The 21,340-nt window shown below is 66.6% G+C and carries 19 protein-coding genes; 8 read left to right on the forward strand and 11 right to left on the reverse strand.

The features are described 5' to 3' along the window. Positions 1–149: 149 nt before the first annotated feature. The 8 genes from J2S32_RS11115 to J2S32_RS11150 all read right to left on the reverse strand — a co-directional run bounded on the left by J2S32_RS11115 (position 150) and on the right by J2S32_RS11150 (position 5,932). Positions 150–1,127: an LLM class flavin-dependent oxidoreductase gene (locus tag J2S32_RS11115; RefSeq protein ID WP_253521253.1), complete on the reverse strand. Its 978-nt coding sequence runs from the start codon at positions 1,125–1,127 to the stop codon at positions 150–152. Continuing rightward, positions 1,124–1,963 (reverse strand): tetratricopeptide repeat protein, encoded by an 840-nt coding sequence (locus J2S32_RS11120; protein ID WP_253521256.1) that lies wholly within the window; start codon positions 1,961–1,963, stop codon positions 1,124–1,126. The genes J2S32_RS11115 and J2S32_RS11120 overlap by 4 nt, the downstream gene beginning before the upstream one ends. After that, positions 1,960–2,703 (reverse strand): alpha/beta hydrolase, encoded by a 744-nt coding sequence (locus J2S32_RS11125; protein ID WP_253521260.1) that lies wholly within the window; start codon positions 2,701–2,703, stop codon positions 1,960–1,962. The genes J2S32_RS11120 and J2S32_RS11125 overlap by 4 nt, the downstream gene beginning before the upstream one ends. Before the next feature lie 40 nt (positions 2,704–2,743). Beyond that, positions 2,744–3,820: a M48 family metallopeptidase gene (locus J2S32_RS11130; RefSeq protein ID WP_253521264.1), complete on the reverse strand. Its 1,077-nt coding sequence runs from the start codon at positions 3,818–3,820 to the stop codon at positions 2,744–2,746. A gap of 4 nt (positions 3,821–3,824) precedes the next feature. Further along, positions 3,825–4,916, reverse strand: a complete 1,092-nt coding sequence (locus J2S32_RS11135; RefSeq protein WP_253521269.1) for a YjgN family protein — start codon at positions 4,914–4,916, stop codon at positions 3,825–3,827. A gap of 70 nt (positions 4,917–4,986) precedes the next feature. Next, positions 4,987–5,181 carry a helix-turn-helix transcriptional regulator gene (locus tag J2S32_RS11140; RefSeq protein ID WP_253521272.1) on the reverse strand — a complete coding sequence of 65 codons (195 nt, stop codon included), beginning with the start codon at positions 5,179–5,181 and terminating at the stop codon, positions 4,987–4,989. Further along, positions 5,178–5,756, reverse strand: a complete 579-nt coding sequence (locus tag J2S32_RS11145; RefSeq protein ID WP_253521275.1) for a hypothetical protein — start codon at positions 5,754–5,756, stop codon at positions 5,178–5,180. Before J2S32_RS11145 ends, J2S32_RS11140 begins: the two co-directional genes overlap by 4 nt. After that, a complete protein-coding gene (locus J2S32_RS11150) occupies positions 5,753–5,932 on the reverse strand; it encodes a hypothetical protein (protein WP_253521279.1) in 180 nt (59 codons plus the stop codon). Before J2S32_RS11150 ends, J2S32_RS11145 begins: the two co-directional genes overlap by 4 nt. A 159-nt stretch (positions 5,933–6,091) precedes the next feature. On the opposite strand from J2S32_RS11150, the gene J2S32_RS11155 reads away from it, so the two are divergent. From J2S32_RS11155 to J2S32_RS11165, 3 genes are all read left to right on the forward strand, one after another. After that, on the forward strand, positions 6,092–7,753 hold the full coding sequence (locus J2S32_RS11155) for an alkaline phosphatase D family protein (protein WP_253521282.1): 1,662 nt from the start codon (positions 6,092–6,094) through the stop codon (positions 7,751–7,753). Positions 7,754–7,986: 233 nt separating this feature from the next. Continuing rightward, positions 7,987–9,996, forward strand: a complete 2,010-nt coding sequence (thrS, locus tag J2S32_RS11160; RefSeq protein WP_253521284.1) for a threonine--tRNA ligase — start codon at positions 7,987–7,989, stop codon at positions 9,994–9,996. A gap of 14 nt (positions 9,997–10,010) precedes the next feature. Beyond that, positions 10,011–10,754: a sulfite exporter TauE/SafE family protein gene (locus J2S32_RS11165; protein ID WP_253521286.1), complete on the forward strand. Its 744-nt coding sequence runs from the start codon at positions 10,011–10,013 to the stop codon at positions 10,752–10,754. Between the two features lie 4 nt (positions 10,755–10,758). On the opposite strand, the gene J2S32_RS15750 is transcribed toward J2S32_RS11165, so the two are convergent. From J2S32_RS15750 to J2S32_RS11175, 3 genes are read right to left on the reverse strand one after another with little or no spacing between them, the layout of a single operon-like run. Then, positions 10,759–10,887 (reverse strand): hypothetical protein, encoded by a 129-nt coding sequence (locus J2S32_RS15750; protein ID WP_301298850.1) that lies wholly within the window; start codon positions 10,885–10,887, stop codon positions 10,759–10,761. 35 nt (positions 10,888–10,922) lie between these two features. Then, positions 10,923–11,915 carry an agmatine deiminase family protein gene (locus J2S32_RS11170; RefSeq protein WP_253521289.1) on the reverse strand — a complete coding sequence of 331 codons (993 nt, stop codon included), beginning with the start codon at positions 11,913–11,915 and terminating at the stop codon, positions 10,923–10,925. A 25-nt stretch (positions 11,916–11,940) separates the two neighbouring features. Continuing rightward, complete coding sequence (locus J2S32_RS11175) at positions 11,941–13,644, reverse strand: M28 family metallopeptidase (protein WP_253521291.1); 1,704 nt, start codon at positions 13,642–13,644, stop codon at positions 11,941–11,943. A gap of 106 nt (positions 13,645–13,750) precedes the next feature. Here J2S32_RS11175 and glnE point away from each other — a divergent pair, with 106 nt between their 5' ends. The 5 genes from glnE to J2S32_RS11200 all read left to right on the forward strand — a co-directional run bounded on the left by glnE (position 13,751) and on the right by J2S32_RS11200 (position 21,138). Beyond that, the gene (gene glnE, locus J2S32_RS11180; protein WP_253521293.1) at positions 13,751–16,432 is read left to right on the forward strand and encodes a bifunctional [glutamate--ammonia ligase]-adenylyl-L-tyrosine phosphorylase/[glutamate--ammonia-ligase] adenylyltransferase; all 2,682 of its coding nucleotides are present in this window, start codon (positions 13,751–13,753) and stop codon (positions 16,430–16,432) included. Further along, positions 16,429–16,902 (forward strand): peroxiredoxin, encoded by a 474-nt coding sequence (locus J2S32_RS11185; RefSeq protein WP_253521296.1) that lies wholly within the window; start codon positions 16,429–16,431, stop codon positions 16,900–16,902. Before glnE ends, J2S32_RS11185 begins: the two co-directional genes overlap by 4 nt. Positions 16,903–17,457: 555 nt before the next feature. After that, entirely contained in the window at positions 17,458–18,135 is a 678-nt protein-coding gene (locus tag J2S32_RS11190) for a M23 family metallopeptidase (RefSeq protein WP_253521300.1), read from the forward strand. 154 nt (positions 18,136–18,289) lie between these two features. Beyond that, positions 18,290–19,837 carry an acyl-CoA synthetase gene (locus tag J2S32_RS11195; RefSeq protein ID WP_253521303.1) on the forward strand — a complete coding sequence of 516 codons (1,548 nt, stop codon included), beginning with the start codon at positions 18,290–18,292 and terminating at the stop codon, positions 19,835–19,837. After that, positions 19,837–21,138 carry a cytochrome P450 gene (locus J2S32_RS11200; protein WP_253521306.1) on the forward strand — a complete coding sequence of 434 codons (1,302 nt, stop codon included), beginning with the start codon at positions 19,837–19,839 and terminating at the stop codon, positions 21,136–21,138. The genes J2S32_RS11195 and J2S32_RS11200 overlap by 1 nt, the downstream gene beginning before the upstream one ends. The last annotated feature ends 202 nt before the right edge of the window (positions 21,139–21,340 follow it).

Here is a 21,340-nt window from a genome sequence, read left to right on the forward strand (position 1 = left end):
TCGTTTCCGCGCCGCGAAATATCCGAGTCGTGTGCGCCACGACCTGCGCGCCGCGCCTAGGCCCGTTGCAGGCGGGCTGCAAGGTGCTGTGCGCGCAAAAGTGCAATCGTATGCGCGCCATCATGCGGCCCGCCGACGCTACGGCACGCCTAGTCCGCCAGCGCATCCATCGCGAGTTCCAGCGCCCGGCACCGCGCGGCGGGATCGAACATGCTCCCGCCAAAGACGATCTCATCGGCCCCGGTCCTCTGGATAAAGGCGCGCACTGCCGCAGCGGCCTGTTCCGGGGTGCCGATCGCGCTGGCCTGGCCGATATGCGCGAGCATGGCCTGCGCTTGCGGTGGCAGGCTGGCACGGTAGCCGCGGACCGGCGGCGGCAGCTTGCCCGGCGTGCCCGTGCGCAGCGCGACGAAGGCCTGCAATTGCGAACTCGCGAGATATTCCGCCTCGTCTTCGGTATCGGCGACGAACAGGTTCATCGCCGCCATCACATGCGGTGCGGCGCAGGCTTCGGAGGGCTGGAAATCGCGCCGGTAGAGTTCGAGCGCGCCATCGAGGTGGTCGGGGGCGAAGTGGCTGGCAAAGGCATAGGGCAGGCCGAGCTTGGCGGCGAGCTGGGCGCCGAACAGGCTCGACCCGAGCATCCAGAATTCAGGCCGCGCGCCGAGGCCCGGGGTCGGATGGGTCGCGGTTTCGCCCGCCATCAGAGCCATCAGCTCGACCACATCCTGCGGGAACATCTCGGCGGCGCGATGCAGATCCTTGCGCAAGGCACGCTGCAATTCGGGCCCCGCTCCGGGAGCCCGGCCAAGCCCGAGGTCGATCCGCCCGGGAAACAGCGCATCGAGCGTGCCGAACTGTTCGGCGATCTGGAACGGCGTGTGGTTGGGCAACATGATTCCGCCCGACCCGATCCGGATGGTCGAGGTGGCATTGCCGATATGCGCCAGCACGACTGCAGTCGCCCCGCCGGCAATCCCGGCCATGGCATGGTGCTCGGCCACCCAGAAACGCTTGCAGCCGGCCTTTTCGGCGGTTTGCGCGAGCATGGTCACGGCATCGAACGCCTCACCCAGCGTGCCGCCCTCGCGGACGGGGACGAGATCGAGCACGGAGAAATCGGTCATGATGCAAGCTGCTCCAGATAGGTCCGCGCCCGGGTGGCCTCGGTGCTTTGCGGCGCGACCAGCAGCACCGATTCGAAACTGCGCCGGGCTTCCTCGTCACGCCCCGACAGCGCGGCGATCACACCCGCCTCCAGCCCGACTGCGGGGTCCTGCGGCGAAAGCAGGGCAGCCTGCGCAATCTGTTCGCGTGCTTCGCCAAGCCGTTCGAGCCGCCGCGAGAGCGTGGCCGAAAGCAGCCATGCGCGGGCATTGGCAGGATCCGCTCCGCGTGCGCCGGCCAGCGCAGCCACCGCGTCCTCGTTGCGACCCATGGCAACCAGAGCGCGGGCGCGGTCGACCGATACGCTCCCCAGAAGCGGCGCATCGGCGGCATCGGCGGCGTAATTCACCGCGCGGGTGAAGGCGATTTCGGCGATGGCGGGATTGCCCTGCGCCATGGCCGCATTGCCCGACATGGCCGAAAGCCGCGCCTGGTAGGCCGGGGCACCGGGAGGAACTTCGCCAGCGGCCAGATCGAAGGCGCGCTGTGCCTCGGCGAAATCGTCCAGCCGGACGAGCGCGAGGCCGAGGCAATGCGCCGATTGGGCCAGCTCGAGCTGGTTCGCGGCGGTCTCGCGCCAGGCCTGCGCCATATCGCTGGCGGCTTCGGCATCATCGGCGGCGAGCGTAACGCATTCGGCCAGCTTGCTGCCCGAGGTGCCCGAGGTGCCGGCGGGTGCAGCCGCACGCTCGCGTGGTGGGCGCTCGCGCAATTCCTCGGGTAGGCCGGGGAAGGCGTTGGCGCCAGGGTTAGGGCCGACCTGCAGGATCAGCAGGGCGATGGCGGAGGCAATCATACAAGGCCTTTCGAAAGCGCGTCGACAGTGCGCAGCAGCAGGGCGATGTCCTGCTCGCGCGACAGGCGGTGGTCGCCGTCCTTTACCAGTGTGACCTGTACATCGTCCGAACGCAGCGCGGCGGCGAGACGCAGGCTGATGTCCCACGGCACATCCGGATCGCGCTGCCCGTGGATCAGCCGCACGGGCGCGGTGAGGGGAATCTCGCCGCCGAGCAGGAGCTGCGCCTGCCCGTCGCTGAAGAAGCCCGGATGCAGCGGTGTGGGTTCGGGCCCGTAGGGGTTCTCGTCGTAGATGGTCTCGCCCGCGAGCAGCTGCGCCTTGTCGGCATCCGACCGTCCCCAGTCGGTGAAATCGGGGGCCGGGGCGAGGCCCACCAGCCCGGCCAATTGCCCGCCAAGCGTTTGTCCGACGGACAGCATCAGCCAGCCGCCCATGGAAGACCCGATGACGATCACCGGGCCCTCGATCAGCGCCTCGACCAGCGCCAGCACCTCCCCGCGCCAGCGCGAGAGCGTGCCGTCGGCAAAGTCCCCCTCGCTTGCGCCGCAGCCCGAATAGTCGAACAGCAGGCACGCCTGCCCCCGCGCCCGTGCCCATTCGAACACGGCGGTCGCCTTGCCGCCCGCCATGTCGGACATATAGCCCGGCAGGAAGACCAGCGCGGGTCCGGTGCCGGGCGTAAAGCGATAGGCGATGCGCTTGCTGCCGGGCATCCCATGGAACTGGATATCGCTCATTTGCGCATGCTGTTCACGCGACCGCGCGCGATTGCAAGGGTCAGAAGAAGCCGAACTCCTCGACATCGGGATCCTGCGCGCACATCGATTTGAGCGCGGCGAATTCCGCTTCGGTCAGCACCGGGGGATAGTCCGCGTCCTCTTCTGCCGCCGCGCGATAGGCCTCGGCGCGCTCGCCCGAGGACGGGTGGCTGGCCAGCCATCCGATCATGGCGGGGGCATCCTCGCTATCGCCCCGGCTTTTCGCCATGCGTTCGAAAAATCCGGCTGCGCCCATCGGCGAGATATTGCTTTCGGCCATGCGCGCGCGCGCATAATCGTCCGCCTCCCGTTCGGCATCGCGCGAATAGCCCATCGCGGCGAGACCGAAGACGCCGTTTGTGACGCCCGAATCGGCGCCCGCCAGCAGGATCGACAGGCCGAACTGGCGCAACAGCGCGGTCATCACATGGCGTTCGCGGACATGGCCGACCTCATGGGCGAGCACACCGGCCAGCTCCTCGGGGCTGTCGGCTTGCTGGACCAGCCCGTCGAACAGCATGACCTGCCCGCCGGGCAGCGCGACTGCATTGACCATGGCCATATTGGCGACGCCTGCGCGCACCTTTTCCTCCGCGGGATCGACCTTGGCCAGCAGCTTGGCGAGCGCGGCATCGCCCGCGGGCGTATGACAGATACGGCCGCCGAAATCGCCCACCATCGCCTCGCCGATCTGGCGTTCCCAGCCGGGCGGGATGCGCGGGCCGAGCCAGTCGGGGGCGGTCAGGAACAGCGCCACCGCCGCGGCGCTGGCAACGCCGAATATCGCCGCCGCCTTGCCCAGCCCGAGCTTGTCGACCCAGGCGCCGTAATCGCTTTTCGCAGGCAACTGCGCGGCGAGGCCCGCGGGGATCTCCTTGGGCAGGATCAGGCGGAAATCGGGCACGCTGGCGCGGTGATAGACGCGCTGGCCCGGGCGGATCTCGCCGAAGCGCAGGTCGGCGGCATCGAATTCGTCTCGCGCCTCTGGCCCCGCCAGCGTGAACACGCCGCGCCCGTCCCAGCTAAGCGTTCCGCTATGGCGCACTGCATTGGTGCCATCGTACCATTGGGCGGCAGTCTGGAACGCGTCTTCCATCGGCTCAGATCGCGCCCATGTCGAAGGCGTCGAGCAGGCCCTCGCCATGCTTCGCGGTGCGGGTCTGCGACTGGGTCAGCTCGTCGAGCAGGATTTCCCCACTCGCTTCGAGATGCGTCATGAAGAACTTCCAGTGGCGATAGGACAGGAAAACCAGCCCGATCCCGAAGGTAAAGACAACCAGCAGCGCATCGACCACCAGCAATTTCACCCAGTCCAGCGTCGAGGCCGTGAACGTGAAGTTCAGGTCGCGCCAGCGGGTTGCGCCGACTACTTCGCGGTAGAACTTGGCGAAGAATGCCACTGCGATCAGGCCGAGGCCGAAGTAAAAGAACAGCACCAGGGCTAAGATGCCGATCATCCCGCCAAGCGCGCGGCCTTCCTCGCCGCCGACACCATAACCCGCGAGCATTCCCATGCCGGCCATGATGATCCCACCGGCAAAGAGGACGAAGGGGGTCAGATAGAACAGCAGATAGCGCGCGAAGACATTGCCTGCTTCGGCATCGGCCTCGAACGCGTAGGGGCCGAAGCTCATCTTGCTCCACCGTTCGTTCCACAGGCTGGTCATCGACCAGGGCAGCAGCAGGCCGGCCGGGATCCAGCCGACCGCGGTCTTCCACATATACGACAGGCCGAACAGGAAGCCGGCGGTGTCGCTGCCGCCGCGAATGCCGCGCCAGCGGGTGCGCGAAAGGCGGTACCGCAGCGCGCGGAAACGGGCGACGCCCAGCAGGTAGAAGATCGCCAACGCCGCGAATGCCGAAAGCGCAATGCCGAGCGATTCGTACCCGCGCGTGACCAGCGCCTGCGCAACGAAGCTCAACCCGAAATAGGGAATGCCGAACAGGACGAAGACCATTACGAAACCGATGAACAGCTCCATTCCGGTGCCTGCCCATTCGAGATTTTCGTCGACGAAGCGCGTGCGCGACCACAGATAGCGGCGCTCCCGCGCGGTCGCCCAGAAACGGTAAATGCCCAGCGTGACGATCGTTAGCAGCAGGTTCGGCAAGGCGATCCTGGCGAAATCGCGCCAGTTTCCTTCGAAGACGAAGGCGCTGTCGGCCCCGTCCCTCGCGTGCGACCCATGCATAAGTAACGACCCCTGTGAATGTACCGCGCAAGGGTCGGGGATCGCCGCTGCCGTGTCAATCGGTGAGCCGCTATTCTTCGCGCAGGAAGATTTCTTCTATCGCCAGCCCGAAAACATCGGCGATCCGGAAAGCGAGCGGAAGCGAAGGATCGTAGCGTCCGGTCTCGACGGCATTGACGCTCTGCCGCGACACTTCGAGCCGGGCGGCGAGGTCCTGCTGGCTCCAGTCGCGTTCGGCGCGCAGCACTTTGAGGCGGTTCTTCATGCGCCGCGCACCTTCTGCCACAATTGCGCCAGGCCCAGGCCGATCGCCCAGACGGGCAGTACCCACCACGCCCAGATATGCGGCACCAATTCGAACATCTCGAGAAAGCCCCAGAAGATGCCCAGCGCGAGCACCAGGCCGAGCGCGATCAGGGCGGCCATGATCGTGCGATGACGGAGATATTCGTCCTGTTCCTCGGCGAGGTAACGCCCCATCGCCCAGATGATGCCGAAGGTCGGAAGCGTCGGCAGGAGCGAGATGGCGAAGACCGCCAGATCGGACAGCTCGTAGCGGTTCCACAGCGTGATCGCGATGCCGAGCCCGAGGACATAGCCGAAGCTGCTGAACACGATCCGCCGGTTGTACGCAGCCATCGCCTGGCTGGTGCAGCCATCCGCCCCGCGCCGCGCCAGCGGGAAGAGCAGGAAGGTCGCCGCAGCCAGCAGGATGAAGCCGACGGGCGATGCGATCGCCCCGCTCAGTTTCAGCGCCGCGATGACGGCGATGCTGAGGAAGTAGAGCGCGACCCAGCGTCCCGGCGACTTGAGCAGCCAGGGCCCGCCGGTGCCGCTCATGCGCGCATCTTCGTGCTGCAACCGCACGCGCCGGTGCGCGCGATATGAATGGCCGCGAGGGCCGGGAAGAGAATCACGCTGAACTGCGCAAATTCTTCAGGGACGATGTCGAAGACGGCGAGCACGGCAATCGCGATGATCGCGCCAGCGAACAGGAGGGGGGTCTTGAGTGACATGGCAATGGTTCTTTCCGTGATGTAAAGCGTGTTTGTCATAAGTGAGGCCTATTGTCAAGCATCCTTTCCAATAGGTCGTGCGTGCTTGTCGCTTCGCAAAATGGCTTGTCACCACACCGTCATCGGGCGCAGGCAGGGGGCCGGAAGAGGAGAATTCGAATGTTCGCGACTGAACCGCCTGCCGCTGCCCCGCTATCCGCACTCGACCGCCGTTCGCTGCTCAAGACCGGCATCCTCGGGCTGGGGGTGGCCGGAGCCCCCCTCGCCGCGCAGACGGGGGGCAAGGGGTTCAGCCACGGCGTCGCCAGCGGCGAACCGGCGGCCGAGCGCGTCCTGCTGTGGACCCGTTTCGTGGGCGCGCAGGACACCGCGCTGGAATTCGAGGTCAGCGAAACGCTCGAATTTTCGCGCGTCGCGGCCGGAGGCTCTGTGACTGCGCGCGCGGAGAACGACTGGTGCTGCAAGGCCTGGGCCGAGGGGCTCGAGCCGGGACGCTGGTACTATTACCGCTTCACTGCACCCGACGGATCGCACTCGGACGTCGGCCGCACGAAGACGCTGCCCGTCGGCGCGACCGACAAGTTCCGCATGGCGGTGTTCTCCTGTTCGAACCTCGGTTTCGGCTGGTTCAATGCCTATGCGCATGCCGCCGCCGATGGCGATTTCGACTGCGCGCTGCATCTGGGCGACTATTTCTATGAATACGGCCCCGGCACCTATCCCTCGAACGAAGAGACGCAATCGGGCCGCGTGCTGTTTCCCGCGCACGAGATCGTCAGCCTGGCGGATTACCGGCTGCGCTATGCGACCTATCGCCGCGATCCGGACCTGCGCCGACTGCACCAGCTGTTCCCGATGATCGCCGGCTGGGACGACCACGAAAGCACCAATGATTCGTGGGAAGGCGGCGCGCAGAACCACCAGAGCGAGACCGAGGGCGAATGGTCGGTGCGCAAGGCCGCCGCAGTGAAGGCCTACCGCGAATGGATGCCCGTGTCGGATGAGCCATGGGCCGCCTATGAAGTGGGCGACCTCGCGACGCTCTACCGGCTCGAGACGCGGCTGACCGCCCGCGCCGAGCAGTTTTCCTACGGCCAGATCCTGTCGGGCAAGACCAGTCCCGAAGCCGCAATGGCTGCGCTCGTCGCCTTCCGCGAGGGCGACTACCGCGATGGCAGCCGCGAATTGCTCGGAATGAAGCAGCAGGCCTGGCTGGCCGATGGCCTAAAGCGCTCGGCTTCTGCAGGCAAGCCGTGGCAGGTGCTGGTGCAGCAGGTGCTGATGGGCAATCTGGTCACGGCGCCGCGATTGACCGAAGGGCTCCCGGCAGACCTGCCCGCCTATATCCGCCAGCGCATCCTCGCCGGGGCCATGGCCGGCCGCGCCGAATTGCCGCTGAACATGGATGCGTGGGACGGGTATCCCGCCGCGCGCGAACGGATCTTCAAGGCCGCCCTCGACGCCAATGCGAATCTCATCAGCCTGGCGGGCGACACGCATAATGCCTGGGCTTTCGATCTCGATCATGCGGGCGAGAAGGTCGGCGTCGAATTCGGCGTGCAGGGCGTTACCTCCCCGGGGCTCGAAAGCTACGCCTCCTACCTCCCGGTTGATGTCCTCGAACGCGAGACGGTTGCGCACAATCGCCAGCTCAAGTGGATGGACGGATCGCGCCGCGGATACATGGCGGTGGAGCTCACCCCGGCCAGCGCATCGAGCGAGTTCCGCTTCGTTTCCAGCGTGCGCGACAAGGGTGCCGGGGTGAACGATACCCGCCGCGTTTCGACGCAGGCGGGAAGCCGCGCGCTCGATATGGGTTGAGAAACCCGCGGCCCGCACCTAATGTGCAGGCCATGCCCGACGCGCGCATCACCACGACCACTACCACCACCCCGGGCGACCGGGGGCGGTCGGTCGCGGCTTGATCCGCGCCGCCGCCGCCCGGTTTCGGGCGGCATGGCGTTTCCTCCCGAAACCGGATTTTGCGCAAACGCCGCTTCAAGCGTGCGCGCCCTTGTGCCATGGGCGCCGCAACCAGACGGACGACGAATGACATGACGGAACTGCTCAAGATCAGCCTGCCCGATGGATCGGTGCGCGAAATGGAACAGGGCTCGACGCCTGCCGACGTCGCCGCGGCGATCGGGCCCGGCCTCGCCAAGGCGGCGATCGCGGCGCGCGTCGATGGCGAATTGCGCGACATCAACCGCCCCTTCGAGGGCGATGCCGAACTGGCGCTGGTAACCGCGCGCGACGAAGAGGATGCGCTCGAACTGGCACGGCACGATTTCGCGCATGTGCTCGCCGAAGCGGTGCAGGCGCTCTGGCCGGGCACACAGATCACCTTCGGTCCCGCGACCGACGACGGCTTCTATTACGATGTAAAGGCGCCCCAGAGCCGCGACCCGTTCAGCATGGATGACCTGCCCGCGATCGAGGAGGAGATGCGGCGGATCATCAAGGCCGACAAGCCGCTGCGGCGCGAGGTCTGGAGCCGCCAGCAGCTGATCGAAAAGTGGGAAGCCGAAGGTGAGACCTTCAAGGCCGAATGGGCGCGCGAACTGCCCGAGGACGAGGAGCTGACGGTCTACTGGTCGGGCGAGGACTGGCTCGACATGTGCCGCGGGCCGCACCTGCCGAGTACCGGTAAGCTCGATCCGCAGGCGTTCAAGCTGATGCGGGTGGCGGGTGCCTATTGGCGCGGCGATCAGAAGAATGCGCAGCTCACGCGGATCTACGGCACCGGCTGGCTCAACAAGAAGCAGCTCAACGCGCATCTTACGCGGCTGGAAGAAGCGGCCAAGCGCGACCACCGCAAGCTGGGCCGCGAGATGGACCTGTTCCACCTGCAGGAAGAGGCGCATGGCAGTGTCTTCTGGCACCCCAAGGGCTACCGTATCTGGCGCGAGCTCGAAGCCTATATGCGCCGTAAGATGGATGGCGCCGGCTATCGCGAGATCAAGACGCCGCAGCTGATGGACGTGCGCCAGTGGGAGCAATCGGGTCACTGGGGCAAATATGCCGAGAACATGTTCGCGGTGCCCGACATGGTGCCCGAGGTCGACGACAGCGGTGCGGGTGCGCATCCCAGCGTCGCCAAGGACGCCGACTGGATGGCGATCAAGCCGATGAACTGCCCCGCGCATGTGCTGGTCTTCAAGCAGGGCATCACCTCCTATCGCGACCTGCCGATCCGGCTGGGCGAGATGGGCTGCTGCCACCGCAACGAACCGCATGGGGCGCTTCATGGCCTCATGCGCGTGCGTCAGTTCACGCAGGACGATGCGCATATCTTCTGCACCGAGGACCAGGTCGTCGAGGAAGTGCGCGCCTTCTGCAGCCTCGCCGCGCAAGTTTACAAGGACTTCGGCTTCAGCTTCGCGATCAAGCTGGCGCTGCGGCCCGAGAAGCGTCTGGGTTCGGATGCGGACTGGGACAAGGCCGAGCAGGAACTGCGCGATGCGGTCGAGGAAGCCGGCATGATGAGCGAGGAGTTCGGCTGGGAAGAACTGGAAGGCGAAGGTGCCTTCTATGCGCCCAAGCTCGAATGGCACCTCACCGATGCGATCGGGCGGACCTGGCAGGTCGGCACGATCCAGGGTGACCGCGTGCTGCCCGATCGTCTCGAAGCGACCTATATCGGCGAGGATGGCGACAAGCACCGCCCGGTCATGCTGCACCGTGCGATCTTCGGCAGTTACGAACGCTTCATCGGGATCCTGATCGAACATTTCGCCGGGCGCCTGCCCGTCTGGCTTGCCCCGGTGCAGGCGGTGGTCGCGACGATCGTGTCCGACGCCGACGGCTATGCGAAAGAAGCGGTCGCCAAGCTCGAGGCCGCGGGCATCCGCGTCGAGAGCGACCTGCGCAACGAGAAGATCAACTACAAGGTGCGCGAGCACAGCCTCGCCAAGGTCCCGCACCTGCTGGTGGTGGGCAATCGCGAGGCCGAGGAAGGCACTGTGGCGGTCCGTACGCTGGGCGAGAAGGACCAGCGCGTGATGAGCCTCGACGAGGCGATCGCGATGCTGCGTAGCGAAGCCACTCCGCCCGACCTGCGCTAGAAGGGCTGCACGCGATGGACCTGCTGGCGGCCTATGCGCCGTGGCAATTGGCGGCGGCGCTTGCGGCAGCCTTCGGCTCGGCCTTCGTGCGCGGCCTGACCGGTTTCGGCATGGCGATCCTGCTGGTGCCGATCCTCGCGCTGGCATTACCGCCGGTGGAGGCGGTGCTGCTGGCCAATTTCCTCTCGCTCTTCATCGGGCTGAGCGAGGTTCGGCGGCTGGTGCGCGGGGCGGAGCGCTCGGCGTGGCGCATATCCATCCTCGTGGTGCTGGTCACCCCGCTCGGCCTGCTGGCGCTGGCTGCGACGAGCAATGACCTCGCGCGCTTCCTGATCGCGATGATTGCGCTGTCCGCCTTCTTCGCCATTCTCCTGCCGCGCCGGGCGGGTACAGAGCCGGGGCATCTGGCAACCGGAGGGGTGGGGGTGCTGAGCGGGCTGATGACGGGCTATGCCGGAATGCCCGGCCCGCCGGTCGTGCCCTATTATGTCGGGCGGGCCATCCCGCGCGAGACGGCCAAGGCCTCGATGATGCTGATCTTCACCATTGCGGCAGGCGCGGGCCTGGTTTCGGGCGCCGCACTGGGAATCCTCGCCTGGCGCTTGCCGCTGCTGGCGGCGCTGCTGTTCCCCGCGGTATTGCTGGGCAATTGGCTGGGGGATCGCGCTGCGGGGCAGATCGGGGACGCGCTGTGGCGCGGGGTCGTCGGCGTGATTTTGGGCGGGGCTGCGCTCGCGGCGCTGCTACGCCTGCTCTAGGCGCTCAGAACGGCAGCACCGGTCCGGCGAGGACCAGCGCAAGACCGCAGCCACCGACGATCAGCGTGCGCGCGATATCGACCACCGACTGGGCGGGGGTCTGCGTGCGGGAGAGAGCGGTGGGCTTGACCATGACCGCCATTCTCGGCTGCAATAGCTAATGAAAGGTTAAGGCCGCCATCCGGCCGCGGGCATCTGTTGGCTGGCGCAATGGAACCCGCCGCCGCCGGCAAGCACGGCATCGCCCGGCAGGCCGATCGTTGCGCGGTCGGGGAACAGTTCGGCTACGGCTGCGACGCCTTCGGCATCATGCGGGCTGTCGAAGGTCGGCACGACCACGAGATGGCTGGTGATCGCGAAATTGGCGTAGCTCGCGGGTTCGACATGGTCGCCGCTGGTGACCAGCCCGGGCGAGGGGATCTGCTTCACGGTCACGCCCACTGCTTCGGCACGCGCCTTGGCGTCGGCGTAGATCGCGGCATTGGGATCGTCCTTGCCGGTGGCGCGTGGCAAACACAGCGTGTTGGGCGCCACGAAGCGCGCGAGATTGTCGACATGGCCATCGGTGTGGTCGTTGATCAGCCCTTCGCCAAGCCACAGCACGCGATCAAAGCCGAGGTCGCGCTTCAGGCGCTCTTCGATGGCTTCGCGCGACAGCTGCGGATTGCGGTTGGGGTTGAGCAGGCACTGTTCGGTCGTGACCACCAGCCCCGTGCCGTCGCCGTCGATCGCCCCGCCTTCGAGGATCCAGTCCGCCACGTCGAGCGGTAGCCCCGCATCCTCGGCCAGTCCGGCGCCGACCGTCTGGTCGCCGTCCATCAGATATTTGCCGCCCCAGCCGTTGAAACCGAACCGACGCGCGGCCCGGTTGCCCGCGCCGTCGCACAGCACCAGCGGCCCGGTGTCGCGCAGCCAGACATCGCCGTAGCTGCGCCGTTCGAGCGTCGCGGCGCCCGAAACCAGCTGGCGCGCACGTGCCTCGTTGGCGGCGTCGCGGACCAGCAGGCGGACCTCCTGTCCGCTTTCGGCCACGGCATTGGCGAAGGCCGCGATCTGCTCCTGCGCGCGCGGGAGCACTGCGGGCCATTCGTCGGCATCATGCGGGAAGCCGATCCACAGCCAGTCCTGCGGTGCCCATTCGGGCGGCATGCGCAACGTCATGGACCGGTTCTCCCGCTCGGCAGGCTCAGGCGGCGCAGCCAGCGCCTTCGGCGGCGCAATCCTCGTCGCGCGTGCCCTTGAACTCGTCGCCCTCGTTCCAATTGGGCCAGCTGGTCGAATCGGCCAGCATGCGCCCGATGCGGTAGAACAGCGCGAGATCGCTCATCACGCCCGACCAGTTCCAGTTCGGATCGTATTCGTCCTTCGGCCCGTGATAACGGTTTTCGCGATAATCGGCGGCCACGGCGGCGCCCGCCTCGGTGCCGCCCTCGATGAGGTCTTCGCCGCCGTCGAGATAGAGCATCGGGACGCCGCGCTTGGCGAAGGCGAAATGGTCCGAACGATAGTAATAGCCCGCCTCGGGGTTCGGATTGGGCGTAGTCACCCGGTCATCGTTCATCAGCGCCTTGTCGAGGAACACGTCGAGCTGCGACTTGCCCGGGCCGACCACGGTCACGTCCTTCGCCGCGCCCGCCATCAGGAAGGCGTCCATGTTGATCCCGCCGACCGTCCGGTTGAGCGGGAACACCGGATTGGCGGCATAATAGTCCGCGCCGAGCAGGCCCGATTCCTCCGCGGTCACCGCAAGGAAGACGAGGCTGCGCTTGGCCGGACCGGCCTTGGCATGCGCTTCGGCCAGCGCGACCAGCGCGGCGGTGCCGGTGGCGTTGTCGACCGCGCCATTGCAGATGTCGTCGCCATCGGGTGCCGGCGTACAGCGGCCGAGATGGTCCCAGTGCGCGGTGTGCATGACATATTCGTCTGCGCGCTCGCTACCCGGCAGCATGCCGATCACGTTCTGCGAGGCGAAGGTGCGGATGTCGTTGCGGAAGCTGGTCGAGGCGGTGAGGCCAAGCGGGACGGCGGTGAAGCCTTTCTCGCGCGCTGCGGCCGAGAGTTCGCCGAGGTCCTTGCCCGCCGCGCCGAAGATATTCTCCGCGACCGCTTTCTGCACCCAGCCGTTCACCTGCGTCATCGGCGGCGGATTGTCGCCGCGCGAGGCATAGGCCTGCGGGCCCGACCAGCTGCTTTCGACCACGTTCCAGCCATAGGCCGCCGGCGCGGTGTCGTGGATGATGATCGCACCCGCCGCGCCCTGGCGACCGGCTTCCTCGTATTTATAGGTCCAGCGGCCATAGAAGGTCATCGCCTTGCCGTTGAACGGGCCATCGAGCGTTTCCGCGCCGAAATCGGGATCGTTGACGAGGATGACCGCGGTCTTGCCCGTCATGTCGAGCCCGGCATAGTCGTTCCAGCCCTTCTCGGGGGCATTGATGCCATAGCCGACGAAGACCAGTTCGCTGTCCTCCAGCGTGGTCTGGACATCCTCGCGATAGGTCACTCCGACCCAATCGCTGGCATAGGCCAGTTCCATCGCCTCGCCTTCGCCGCCCGCAATCGTCAGCGGGGCGTAGTTCTTGCCGGTGATCTCGACCAGCGGGACATCCTGCACCCAGCTGCCGTTATTGCCCGGCTCGAGGCCTGCTTTCTCGAATTCCTCGATCAGATAGGCGACGGTCTTTTCCTCGCCCGGCGTACCCGGCGCACGGCCTTCGAATTCGTCCGAGGACAGCCGCTCGGTGACCCGCTTCATCGTCTCTTCGGACAGCGTGCCGTCGGCGACTTCGGGCAGGTCGAGGCCGGCACCTGCACCTGCATCGGGGTCCAGCCCCATGTCGCAGGCAGACAGCACCAGCGCCGCGCTCGCGGCAAGGATGAAGCGTTTCATCGCGGAGGTTCCTCTTCTCACATCTCGCATTGCGCGCGCTTGTGTCAGCATGGCGGGACGAGGGCAAGCTTGCGCGGGCGCGCAGGCGGCGGCAGGGATGCCGGCGATGGCTGCCGACTGGACCTCCGCGCTGAACCGCGCCCGCGACCATGCGCCCTTTCTTGCGCGTGCGCTGGAGCGCCGACCCGACTTGGCCCGGATGCTGGCCGAGGGCGCGGGCGAAGAGGCGCTGCTGGCGGCCAAGCAGGTCACGGAAGCCGACGTGGCAACGGCGCTGCGGCGCGAACGGCTGGGCCTGGCGCTGGTGCTGGCGGTGAGCGACCTCGCGGGGGCCTTCGATCTCGAGAAGGTCATGCGCGAACTGTCGACCTTTGCCGACCGCGCGCTGCATGCGGCACTCGCGGCGGCGATTCGCAAGCGCGTGCCCGATGCCGAGCCAGCGGGAATGATCGGCCTCGCTCTGGGCAAGCATGGCGCGGGCGAGCTCAACTATTCCTCCGACATCGACCCCATCCTGCTCTACGAGCCCGAGCAGCTACCCCGGCGCGAGCGGGACGAACCGGGCGAGGCGGCCCAGCGCTATGCGCGCGAAACGGTGCGACTGCTGTCGGATGTCACCAGCGAAGGCTACGTCTTCCGGGTCGATTTGCGCCTGCGTCCAGCAGCCGAAGTCAGCCCGCTGGCGATCTCGCTCGACTCGGCCATCACGCATTACGAAAGTTCGGCGCTGGCATGGGAGCGCGCGGCGTTCATACGTGCGCGGGCCTGTGCTGGCGACATCGGTGCAGGCGAGGCGTTCCTCGACCATATCCGCCCCTTCGTCTGGCGCCGCAGCCTCGACTTCGGTGCGATCGACGAGGTGCGCCGCCTGACCCACCGCATCCGCGACGAACAGCGCGGGCCCCGGGTTCCCGAGCCGGGTTACAACCTCAAGCTGGGGCGCGGCGGTATTCGCGAGATCGAATTCTTCGCCCAGACGCATCAGCTGATCCATGGCGGGCGCGACCCCTCGCTGCGGGTCCGCGGAACGCGCGCGGCGCTCGATGCGCTAGCCGTGACCGGCCGGATATCCTCGGCGGATGCGCAAGCGCTGGGCCAAAGCTACGATGGTTTGCGGACGATCGAGCACCGGCTGCAGATGGTCGGCGACAAGCAGACGCATACGCTCCCTGCGGGGGAAGCGCTGGACACGGCCGCGCGGCTGCACGGACTGGATGGCGGCGCCGCGCTGATTGCGCTGGTGGAGGATCTCGCCCGCCCGGTCGCCGAACGGTTCGATGCCCTCCTCGACGAAGACCGGATATCGGTCCCCAAGAGCGCGCCGCACGTCGTGGCCGACACCGGCAGCGCGCCCGACATCCCCGTCGAACTGGTCGAACGCATGAGCCAGTGGACCGGCGGCCGGTATCCGGCGCTGCGCAGCACTGCTGCGCTCAGCGCCTTCGAAGCGATCCGCCCCGACCTGCTGTCCTCGATCGCGGATTCGCCCGACCCCGCGGCTGCCGCAGTGCGCTGGGAAAGTCTGATCGCGCGCCTGCCCAGCGCGATCAATTTGTTCCGCCTGCTCGAAGCGCGCCCCGGCCTGTTTGCGCTGATTGCCGATTGCCTGACGCTCGCGCCGCCGCTGGCCGAGGATTTGTCGCAGCGGCCCGAACTGCTCGACGCGCTGATCGACCGTACAGCGCTCGACCTGCCGGGCAGCGTTGCCGAGCTCGCAGCGCACATGGGTCGGCGCGAACGCGGCGACGATTACGAGATGCAGCTCGACCGGCTGCGCGTGGTCACGGGCGAAACCCGTTTCGCGCTCGCAGTACAGCTGGTGGAGGCGGCACATGATCCGCTGGCCATCGCTGCCGGGCTGGCGCGTACGGCAGAGGCTGCTTTGCAGGTTGCGGTGGCAGCGGCCGAGGAGGAATTTGCCGCAAAGCATGGCCGGATCGCGGGCAGCGAACTTGTCGTGGTCGGGCTGGGGCGGCTGGGCGGCGGGGTGCTGACGCATGCGTCCGATCTCGACATCGTCTATCTTTTCACCGGCACGCATGAAGGCGAATCGGATGGCGAGCGACCGCTTGGCGCGACGCTCTATTTCAATCGTCTCGCCCAGCGGGTTACCGCCGCGCTCAGCGTCCCGACAGCGCAGGGCGCGCTTTACGAAGTCGACACGAGGCTGCGACCGCAGGGCAATCAGGGGCCGCTTGCGGCCAGCGTTGAGAGCTTTGCGCGCTACCAGCGCGAGGATGCCTGGACGTGGGAGCATATGGCGCTCACCCGCGCACGGGTGCTGGTGGGGAGCGATGCCGCGCGTGCCGAGGTCGGCGAACTGGTCACGTCGATCCTGTGCCGCGAACGCGATCCCGATAGCCTGCGCAAAGACGTGCTCACGATGCGCGGCGAGATGGCAGCGCACAAATCGGCCAAGGGACCGCTCGATGCCAAGCTGCTGCGCGGCGGGCTCGTCGATATCGAATTCCTGGTGCACTACCTGCAATTGCGCGATCGCGCTGCGCTTGGCCCCGATCTGGGACCGGTTATCGGCAAGCTGGTCGCCGCCGGGAAGCTGCCGCCCGCGCTTGCGGGCGCGCACCGCTTGATGACGCGGCTGCTGGTCGGTACGCGGCTGCTTGCGCCCGACCTGGCCCGCCCCAATCCTGCGGCCGCGGCGCTGCTGGCGCGGCAGAGCGGGTGCGGCGACTATGCGGATCTGACGCATTGCCTGCGCGCTGCGCGTCACGATGTAGCCGCGGCATGGCAGGATGTGTTCGGCGAAACCCTGGAGATGGACGAATGACCAAGACCTATGGCGAAGGCGATGCCTTTCCCGATTTCACCATGGAAACGCCCGATGGCGGCACGCTGACCAAGGCCGACCTGGCGGGAAAGAAGGCGGTGATCTTCTTCTATCCCAAGGACAACACCCCGGGCTGCACCACCGAGGCGAAGGATTTCTCCGCGCTCAAGCCCGAGTTCGACAAGGCGGGCGCGGCGCTGCTCGGAGTCAGCAAGGATTCGGCCAAGAAGCACCAGAACTTCATCGCCAAGCACGATCTCACCGTCGCGCTGGCAACCGACGCGGCCGAGGGCGGGCTTTCGGATACGCTCGGCGTCTGGGGCGAGAAGCAGATGTATGGAAAAACCTTCATGGGGATGATCCGCTCGACCTATCTGCTCGACGAGAAGGGCCGGATCCTGCGCGTCTGGCCGAAGGTGAAGGTCAAGGGCCACGCGGAGGAGATGCTCGCGGCGGTCCGCGGCGGCTGACGTGTCTCCTCGCCAGCACCGGTCTGCCGCGCTGGATTCAGGCGGCTGTCGGTGCGCGGCGCGCTGAACCGAGGGGCGGCAGCCCTCCGCCACGCTACGGCGCGCGAGGGCAGGCGGTCCGGTGCGGAATGCGATTCGCCGGGCGAAGCGAAAAGCGGCCCGCCAGGGCGCATAATGGGCTAAGTCCGTGAATTCACGTCAGATATTCTCAAACGAATCATTGACCGTGCAATCGCCATTATTGCGTTCGGCCCGAAGCATTTTCACGGCCCCGGAACGACGTTCAGGGGTAACCTACAGAAAATAAAGCGAAAAATCGCTGGGGCCGGGTCTCTTGGGAGCGGCAGGGGTAGCGGTAAACGACTCAACGCGTTTCGCAGGCAACCTGCCGCGCGGTTACTGCGCAGCTATTGCTTGATTAACTTTTCTGCCGATAACCCAAACTCACAAGAAGCCGGGGGGTTCCGGCGCAGACTGAAAAGGGCGGAAACGGCCGGGACGCCGGGATCGCCAAAAATCGAACAGGCGCGCAAAGCGCCGGATGGACGGGTTAGCATGATCACCAAGCGCACTTCGCTTGTTCTCGCATTGATGGCTGGTTTCGGCATTGCCGCCGCTCCGGCCCATGCGCAGGAAACCAACGCCGCGGCCGCTGTCGGCGCGATCGACATGAGCAAGGTCACCGCACCCGCCCAGGCTGGCGACGACGCGCAGTTCCAGCAGCTGTTCGCCAAATGGGACGAACTCGATCGTACGACCCCGGCCGCTGCCCGGGTTTCGGTCCCTTCGCGCATGCCGCTCGACGACACGCGGCTGACCAGCGATTACGGCATGCGGACCCACCCTGTGCTCGGCGGTCGCCGCAGCCACAAGGGTGTCGACCTGTCCGCGCCGACCGGTACGCCGATCTACGCGACTGCGGATGGTTACATCAGCAAGGCGGAATGGTTCTCGAGCTACGGCAAATATGTCTCGATCGAACACGGCGCGAACCTGCAGACCCGCTTCGCGCATATGTCGGATATCGCGGTGACTGCGGGAAGCCGCGTCAAGAAGGGCGATATCATCGGCTATGTCGGTTCGACCGGCCGTTCGACCGGCCCGCACCTGCATTATGAAGTCCGCATCGACGGCAAGGCGGTCAACCCGGTTCCCTATATGGTCGAATCGGAAGCACAGCGCGCTTTCGCGCTCGCCACCGGCCAGGGCGGCCAGGGTGACGGCGAAGAATAGGATTTTAGCCCTTCAAGGGTCGCAAAAGAGGCGGTGGGAGCGATCCTGCCGCCTTTTTTCTTGCCCATGCGAGAGGCTTAGGTAGGTTTCTTCTCGAAACTGGACCAGTCCGCGGCAGAACGCCGGACCGGCAGACAGGAGAGAGAAGCCCATCATGCACCCCATTACCCATGCGCAGACGCGCCCCGACCATCCCGCGATGATCATGGCGGGCAGCGGCCAGACCGTGACCTTCGCGGAAATGGACGCCTATGCGAACCGCTTTGCGCAGTTGCTGCGGGCACGCGGGCTCAAGCGCGGCGACCATTTCGCAGTGCTGATGGAAAACAACGTCCATTACCTGCAAGTGGTGTGGGGCTCGCAGCGCGCGGGCACGATGATGGTGCCGATCTCGACCCGGCTGACCGCGCCGGAGATCTGCTACATCCTCAAGGATGCGGGGGCCAAGTTCCTGCTCACCAGCACGCGCTATGCCGAGGCGATCGAGGGCATCCGCGACGAATGCGCCGACCTGCCGCTGCTGATCGTCGATGGCGAGGGCGAGGAAGATTACGAAGCCGCGCTCGCCGCGCAGCCTGCCGAGCCGATCGCCGACCAGGCGCCGGGGCAATACATGCTCTATTCCTCGGGTACCACCGGCCGTCCCAAGGGGGTCAAGCCCGCGCCGCCCGAGGATGACGACATCCTCGCCACCAATCCGCTGATGGGCCTTGCGGTGATGGGCGCCGGCATGCCCGCCGATGGCAGCATGGTCTATCTCTCGCCCGCGCCGCTCTATCACGCCGCACCGATCGGCTGGTGCACCACCGCCCAGCGGCTTGGCGGCACGGTCGTGGTGATGGAGAAGTTCGATCCCGAGCACGCGCTCGAGACGATCGAGAAATACAAGATCACCGACAGCCAGTGGGTGCCGACGCATTTCGTGCGCATGCTCAAACTCGATCCCGAGGTGCGCACGCGCTACGATCTCTCCAGCCACCAGCGTGCGCTGCATGCTGCCGCGCCCTGCCCAGTGCCGATCAAGCGCGAGATGATCGAGTGGTGGGGCCCGATCATCAACGAGTATTACGCCGGCTCCGAAGGCGTCGGCATGACGCTGATCAAGGCCGAGGACTGGCTGACCCATCCCGGCAGCGTCGGCAAGGCGATCCACGGCACGCTGCATGTCTGCGATGCCGAGGGGGAAGAGGTCCCCGTGGGCCAGGACGGATTGCTCTATTTCGAGAACGATCTCATCCCGACCTATCACAACGATCCCGAGAAGACGCGCGAAGCGATGCATCCCAAGGGCTGGATGACGCTGGGCGACATCGGCCATGTCGACGAGGACGGCTTTCTCTACCTGACCGACCGCAAGAGCCACATGATCATCTCGGGCGGGGTCAACATCTACCCGCAGGAGATCGAGAACCTGCTGGTCACGCATGACAAGGTGATGGACGCGGCGGTGATCGGTGCGCCCTGCCCCGATTTCGGCGAGAAGGTGGTCGCGGTGGTGCAGCCGATCGACATGGCCGAGGCGGGCGATGCGCTCGAGGCCGAATTGCGCGATTTCCTCGCCCCCAGCCTGTCCAAGATCAAGATGCCCAAGCTGTTCGACTTCCGCGCGCAGCTCCCGCGCGAGGCCAATGGCAAGCTGTACAAGCGCGAACTGCGCGACGAATTCCAGAAGGCGGCCGAACAGCAGACGGAGCAGGCGTGATGGCGGCGCAGGCCCGGCCCCGGCTCGATCCGGCCACCGCCCGCGCGGTGATCGACCCGCAAAGCTACGCCGAATGGGACGGCCTGCTCGACACGTTCGACCGCCTGCGCGAGGACACCCCCGTCGCCTGGGTCGAGCCGGCCGACGATGCGGTGCACCCGCCCTTCTGGCTGGTCACGCGCTATGACGACGTGATGCGCATGTCGAAGGACAATGCGACCTTCCTCAACAACCCGCACAGCGTCGTCTTCAGCCTGACCGAGGGGATCGAGTTCGCCAAGGCGCTCACCGGCGGCAGCGAACACATGGTCGCCAGCCTCGTCACCTTCGATGCGCCGGTCCACATGAAGTACCGCAAGCTGACGCAGGAATGGTTCATGCCCAAGAACCTGCGCGGCGTGGAGGACGAGATCCGCGGCATCGCGCATGCGGCGGTCGACCGGTTGCTGGCGGGCGGCGGCGAGGCGGATTTCGTGAAGGCCGTTTCGGCGCCCTATCCGCTGCATGTGGTGATGCAGATCCTCGGTGTGCCCGAGGAAGACGAACCGCGCATGCTGACCCTCACGCAGCAGATGTTCGGCGGCAGCGACGAAGACCTCAACCAGTCGGGGATGAAGGACCTCCCGCCCGAGGCGATCACCCAGCTGGTGGCCGGCGCGGTCAAGGACTTCGAGGCCTATTTCGCCAAGCTCACTGCGCAGCGCCGCGCCAACCCCACCGCCGATGTCGCCAGCACCATCGCCAATGCGGTGGTCGACGGCGAGCCGCTCAACGACCGCGACATGATGGGCTATTACATCATCCTTGCCGCCGCGGGGCACGACACCACCAGCGCCAGCACCGCGGGCGCGATGCTCGCACTGGCGCAGGATGCCGAGCAATGGGCGCGAGTGCGCGCCGATCGCGGCCTGCTGCCGGGCATCGTCGAGGAAGCGATCCGCTGGACCACGCCGGTGCAGCATTTCATGCGCACTGCGGCTGAGGACACCGAGGTCGGCGGGCAGGCCATCGCCAAGGGAGACTGGCTGATGATGAACTATGTCGCCGCCAATCACGATCCGGCGCATTTCGACGACCCGCGCCGCTTCGATGCCGCGCGCAGTCCCAACCGCCACCTCGCCTTCGGCGCGGGCGCGCACCAGTGCCTCGGCCTGCATCTCGCCCGGCTGGAAATGCGCATCCTGTTCGAAGTGCTGCTCGACCGGATCGAGACCGTCGAACTCGCGGGCGAGCCCGCGCGGTCCAAATCGACCTTCGTCGGCGGGCTCAAGACGCTGCCGCTGCGCTTCACTGCGGCCTGAAAAGGCACCCGGGGGGACCGCAAAACGCGTTTGCGCAAAGCGTGACCTTCCGCCGCTTCACGGCGCAGCCCGCGGGATTGCGTACGGGCTGCGCTTCCTAAAATGTGACCTTCCATTCGAGCCTGCTCTAGGATGTGTTGGCCTGCCGCTGCGGGCGATCTCGCGTGCGATTAAGGCCATGTTATCAAGCGCCGGACCAGTA

This window comes from Qipengyuania citrea (assembly GCF_024171405.1).
Lineage (GTDB): Bacteria > Pseudomonadota > Alphaproteobacteria > Sphingomonadales > Sphingomonadaceae > Qipengyuania > Qipengyuania profunda.

Excerpts from the sequence above, each read along its gene's own strand:
- J2S32_RS11115 (WP_253521253.1), bottom strand. The coding sequence starts at position 1,127 with ATGACCGATTTCTCCGTGCTCGATCTCGTCCCCGTCCGCGAGGGCGGC.
- J2S32_RS11120 (WP_253521256.1), bottom strand. The coding sequence starts at position 1,963 with ATGATTGCCTCCGCCATCGCCCTGCTGATCCTGCAGGTCGGCCCTAAC.
- J2S32_RS11125 (WP_253521260.1), bottom strand. The coding sequence starts at position 2,703 with ATGAGCGATATCCAGTTCCATGGGATGCCCGGCAGCAAGCGCATCGCC.
- J2S32_RS11130 (WP_253521264.1), bottom strand. The coding sequence starts at position 3,820 with ATGGAAGACGCGTTCCAGACTGCCGCCCAATGGTACGATGGCACCAAT.
- J2S32_RS11135 (WP_253521269.1), bottom strand. The coding sequence starts at position 4,916 with ATGCATGGGTCGCACGCGAGGGACGGGGCCGACAGCGCCTTCGTCTTC.
- J2S32_RS11140 (WP_253521272.1), bottom strand. The coding sequence starts at position 5,181 with ATGAAGAACCGCCTCAAAGTGCTGCGCGCCGAACGCGACTGGAGCCAG.
- J2S32_RS11145 (WP_253521275.1), bottom strand. The coding sequence starts at position 5,756 with ATGAGCGGCACCGGCGGGCCCTGGCTGCTCAAGTCGCCGGGACGCTGG.
- J2S32_RS11150 (WP_253521279.1), bottom strand. The coding sequence starts at position 5,932 with ATGTCACTCAAGACCCCCCTCCTGTTCGCTGGCGCGATCATCGCGATT.
- J2S32_RS11155 (WP_253521282.1), top strand. The coding sequence starts at position 6,092 with ATGTTCGCGACTGAACCGCCTGCCGCTGCCCCGCTATCCGCACTCGAC.
- thrS (WP_253521284.1), top strand. The coding sequence starts at position 7,987 with ATGACGGAACTGCTCAAGATCAGCCTGCCCGATGGATCGGTGCGCGAA.
- J2S32_RS11165 (WP_253521286.1), top strand. The coding sequence starts at position 10,011 with ATGGACCTGCTGGCGGCCTATGCGCCGTGGCAATTGGCGGCGGCGCTT.
- J2S32_RS15750 (WP_301298850.1), bottom strand. The coding sequence starts at position 10,887 with ATGGTCAAGCCCACCGCTCTCTCCCGCACGCAGACCCCCGCCCAGTCG.
- J2S32_RS11170 (WP_253521289.1), bottom strand. The coding sequence starts at position 11,915 with ATGACGTTGCGCATGCCGCCCGAATGGGCACCGCAGGACTGGCTGTGG.
- J2S32_RS11175 (WP_253521291.1), bottom strand. The coding sequence starts at position 13,644 with ATGAAACGCTTCATCCTTGCCGCGAGCGCGGCGCTGGTGCTGTCTGCC.
- glnE (WP_253521293.1), top strand. The coding sequence starts at position 13,751 with ATGGCTGCCGACTGGACCTCCGCGCTGAACCGCGCCCGCGACCATGCG.
- J2S32_RS11185 (WP_253521296.1), top strand. The coding sequence starts at position 16,429 with ATGACCAAGACCTATGGCGAAGGCGATGCCTTTCCCGATTTCACCATG.
- J2S32_RS11190 (WP_253521300.1), top strand. The coding sequence starts at position 17,458 with ATGATCACCAAGCGCACTTCGCTTGTTCTCGCATTGATGGCTGGTTTC.
- J2S32_RS11195 (WP_253521303.1), top strand. The coding sequence starts at position 18,290 with ATGCACCCCATTACCCATGCGCAGACGCGCCCCGACCATCCCGCGATG.
- J2S32_RS11200 (WP_253521306.1), top strand. The coding sequence starts at position 19,837 with ATGGCGGCGCAGGCCCGGCCCCGGCTCGATCCGGCCACCGCCCGCGCG.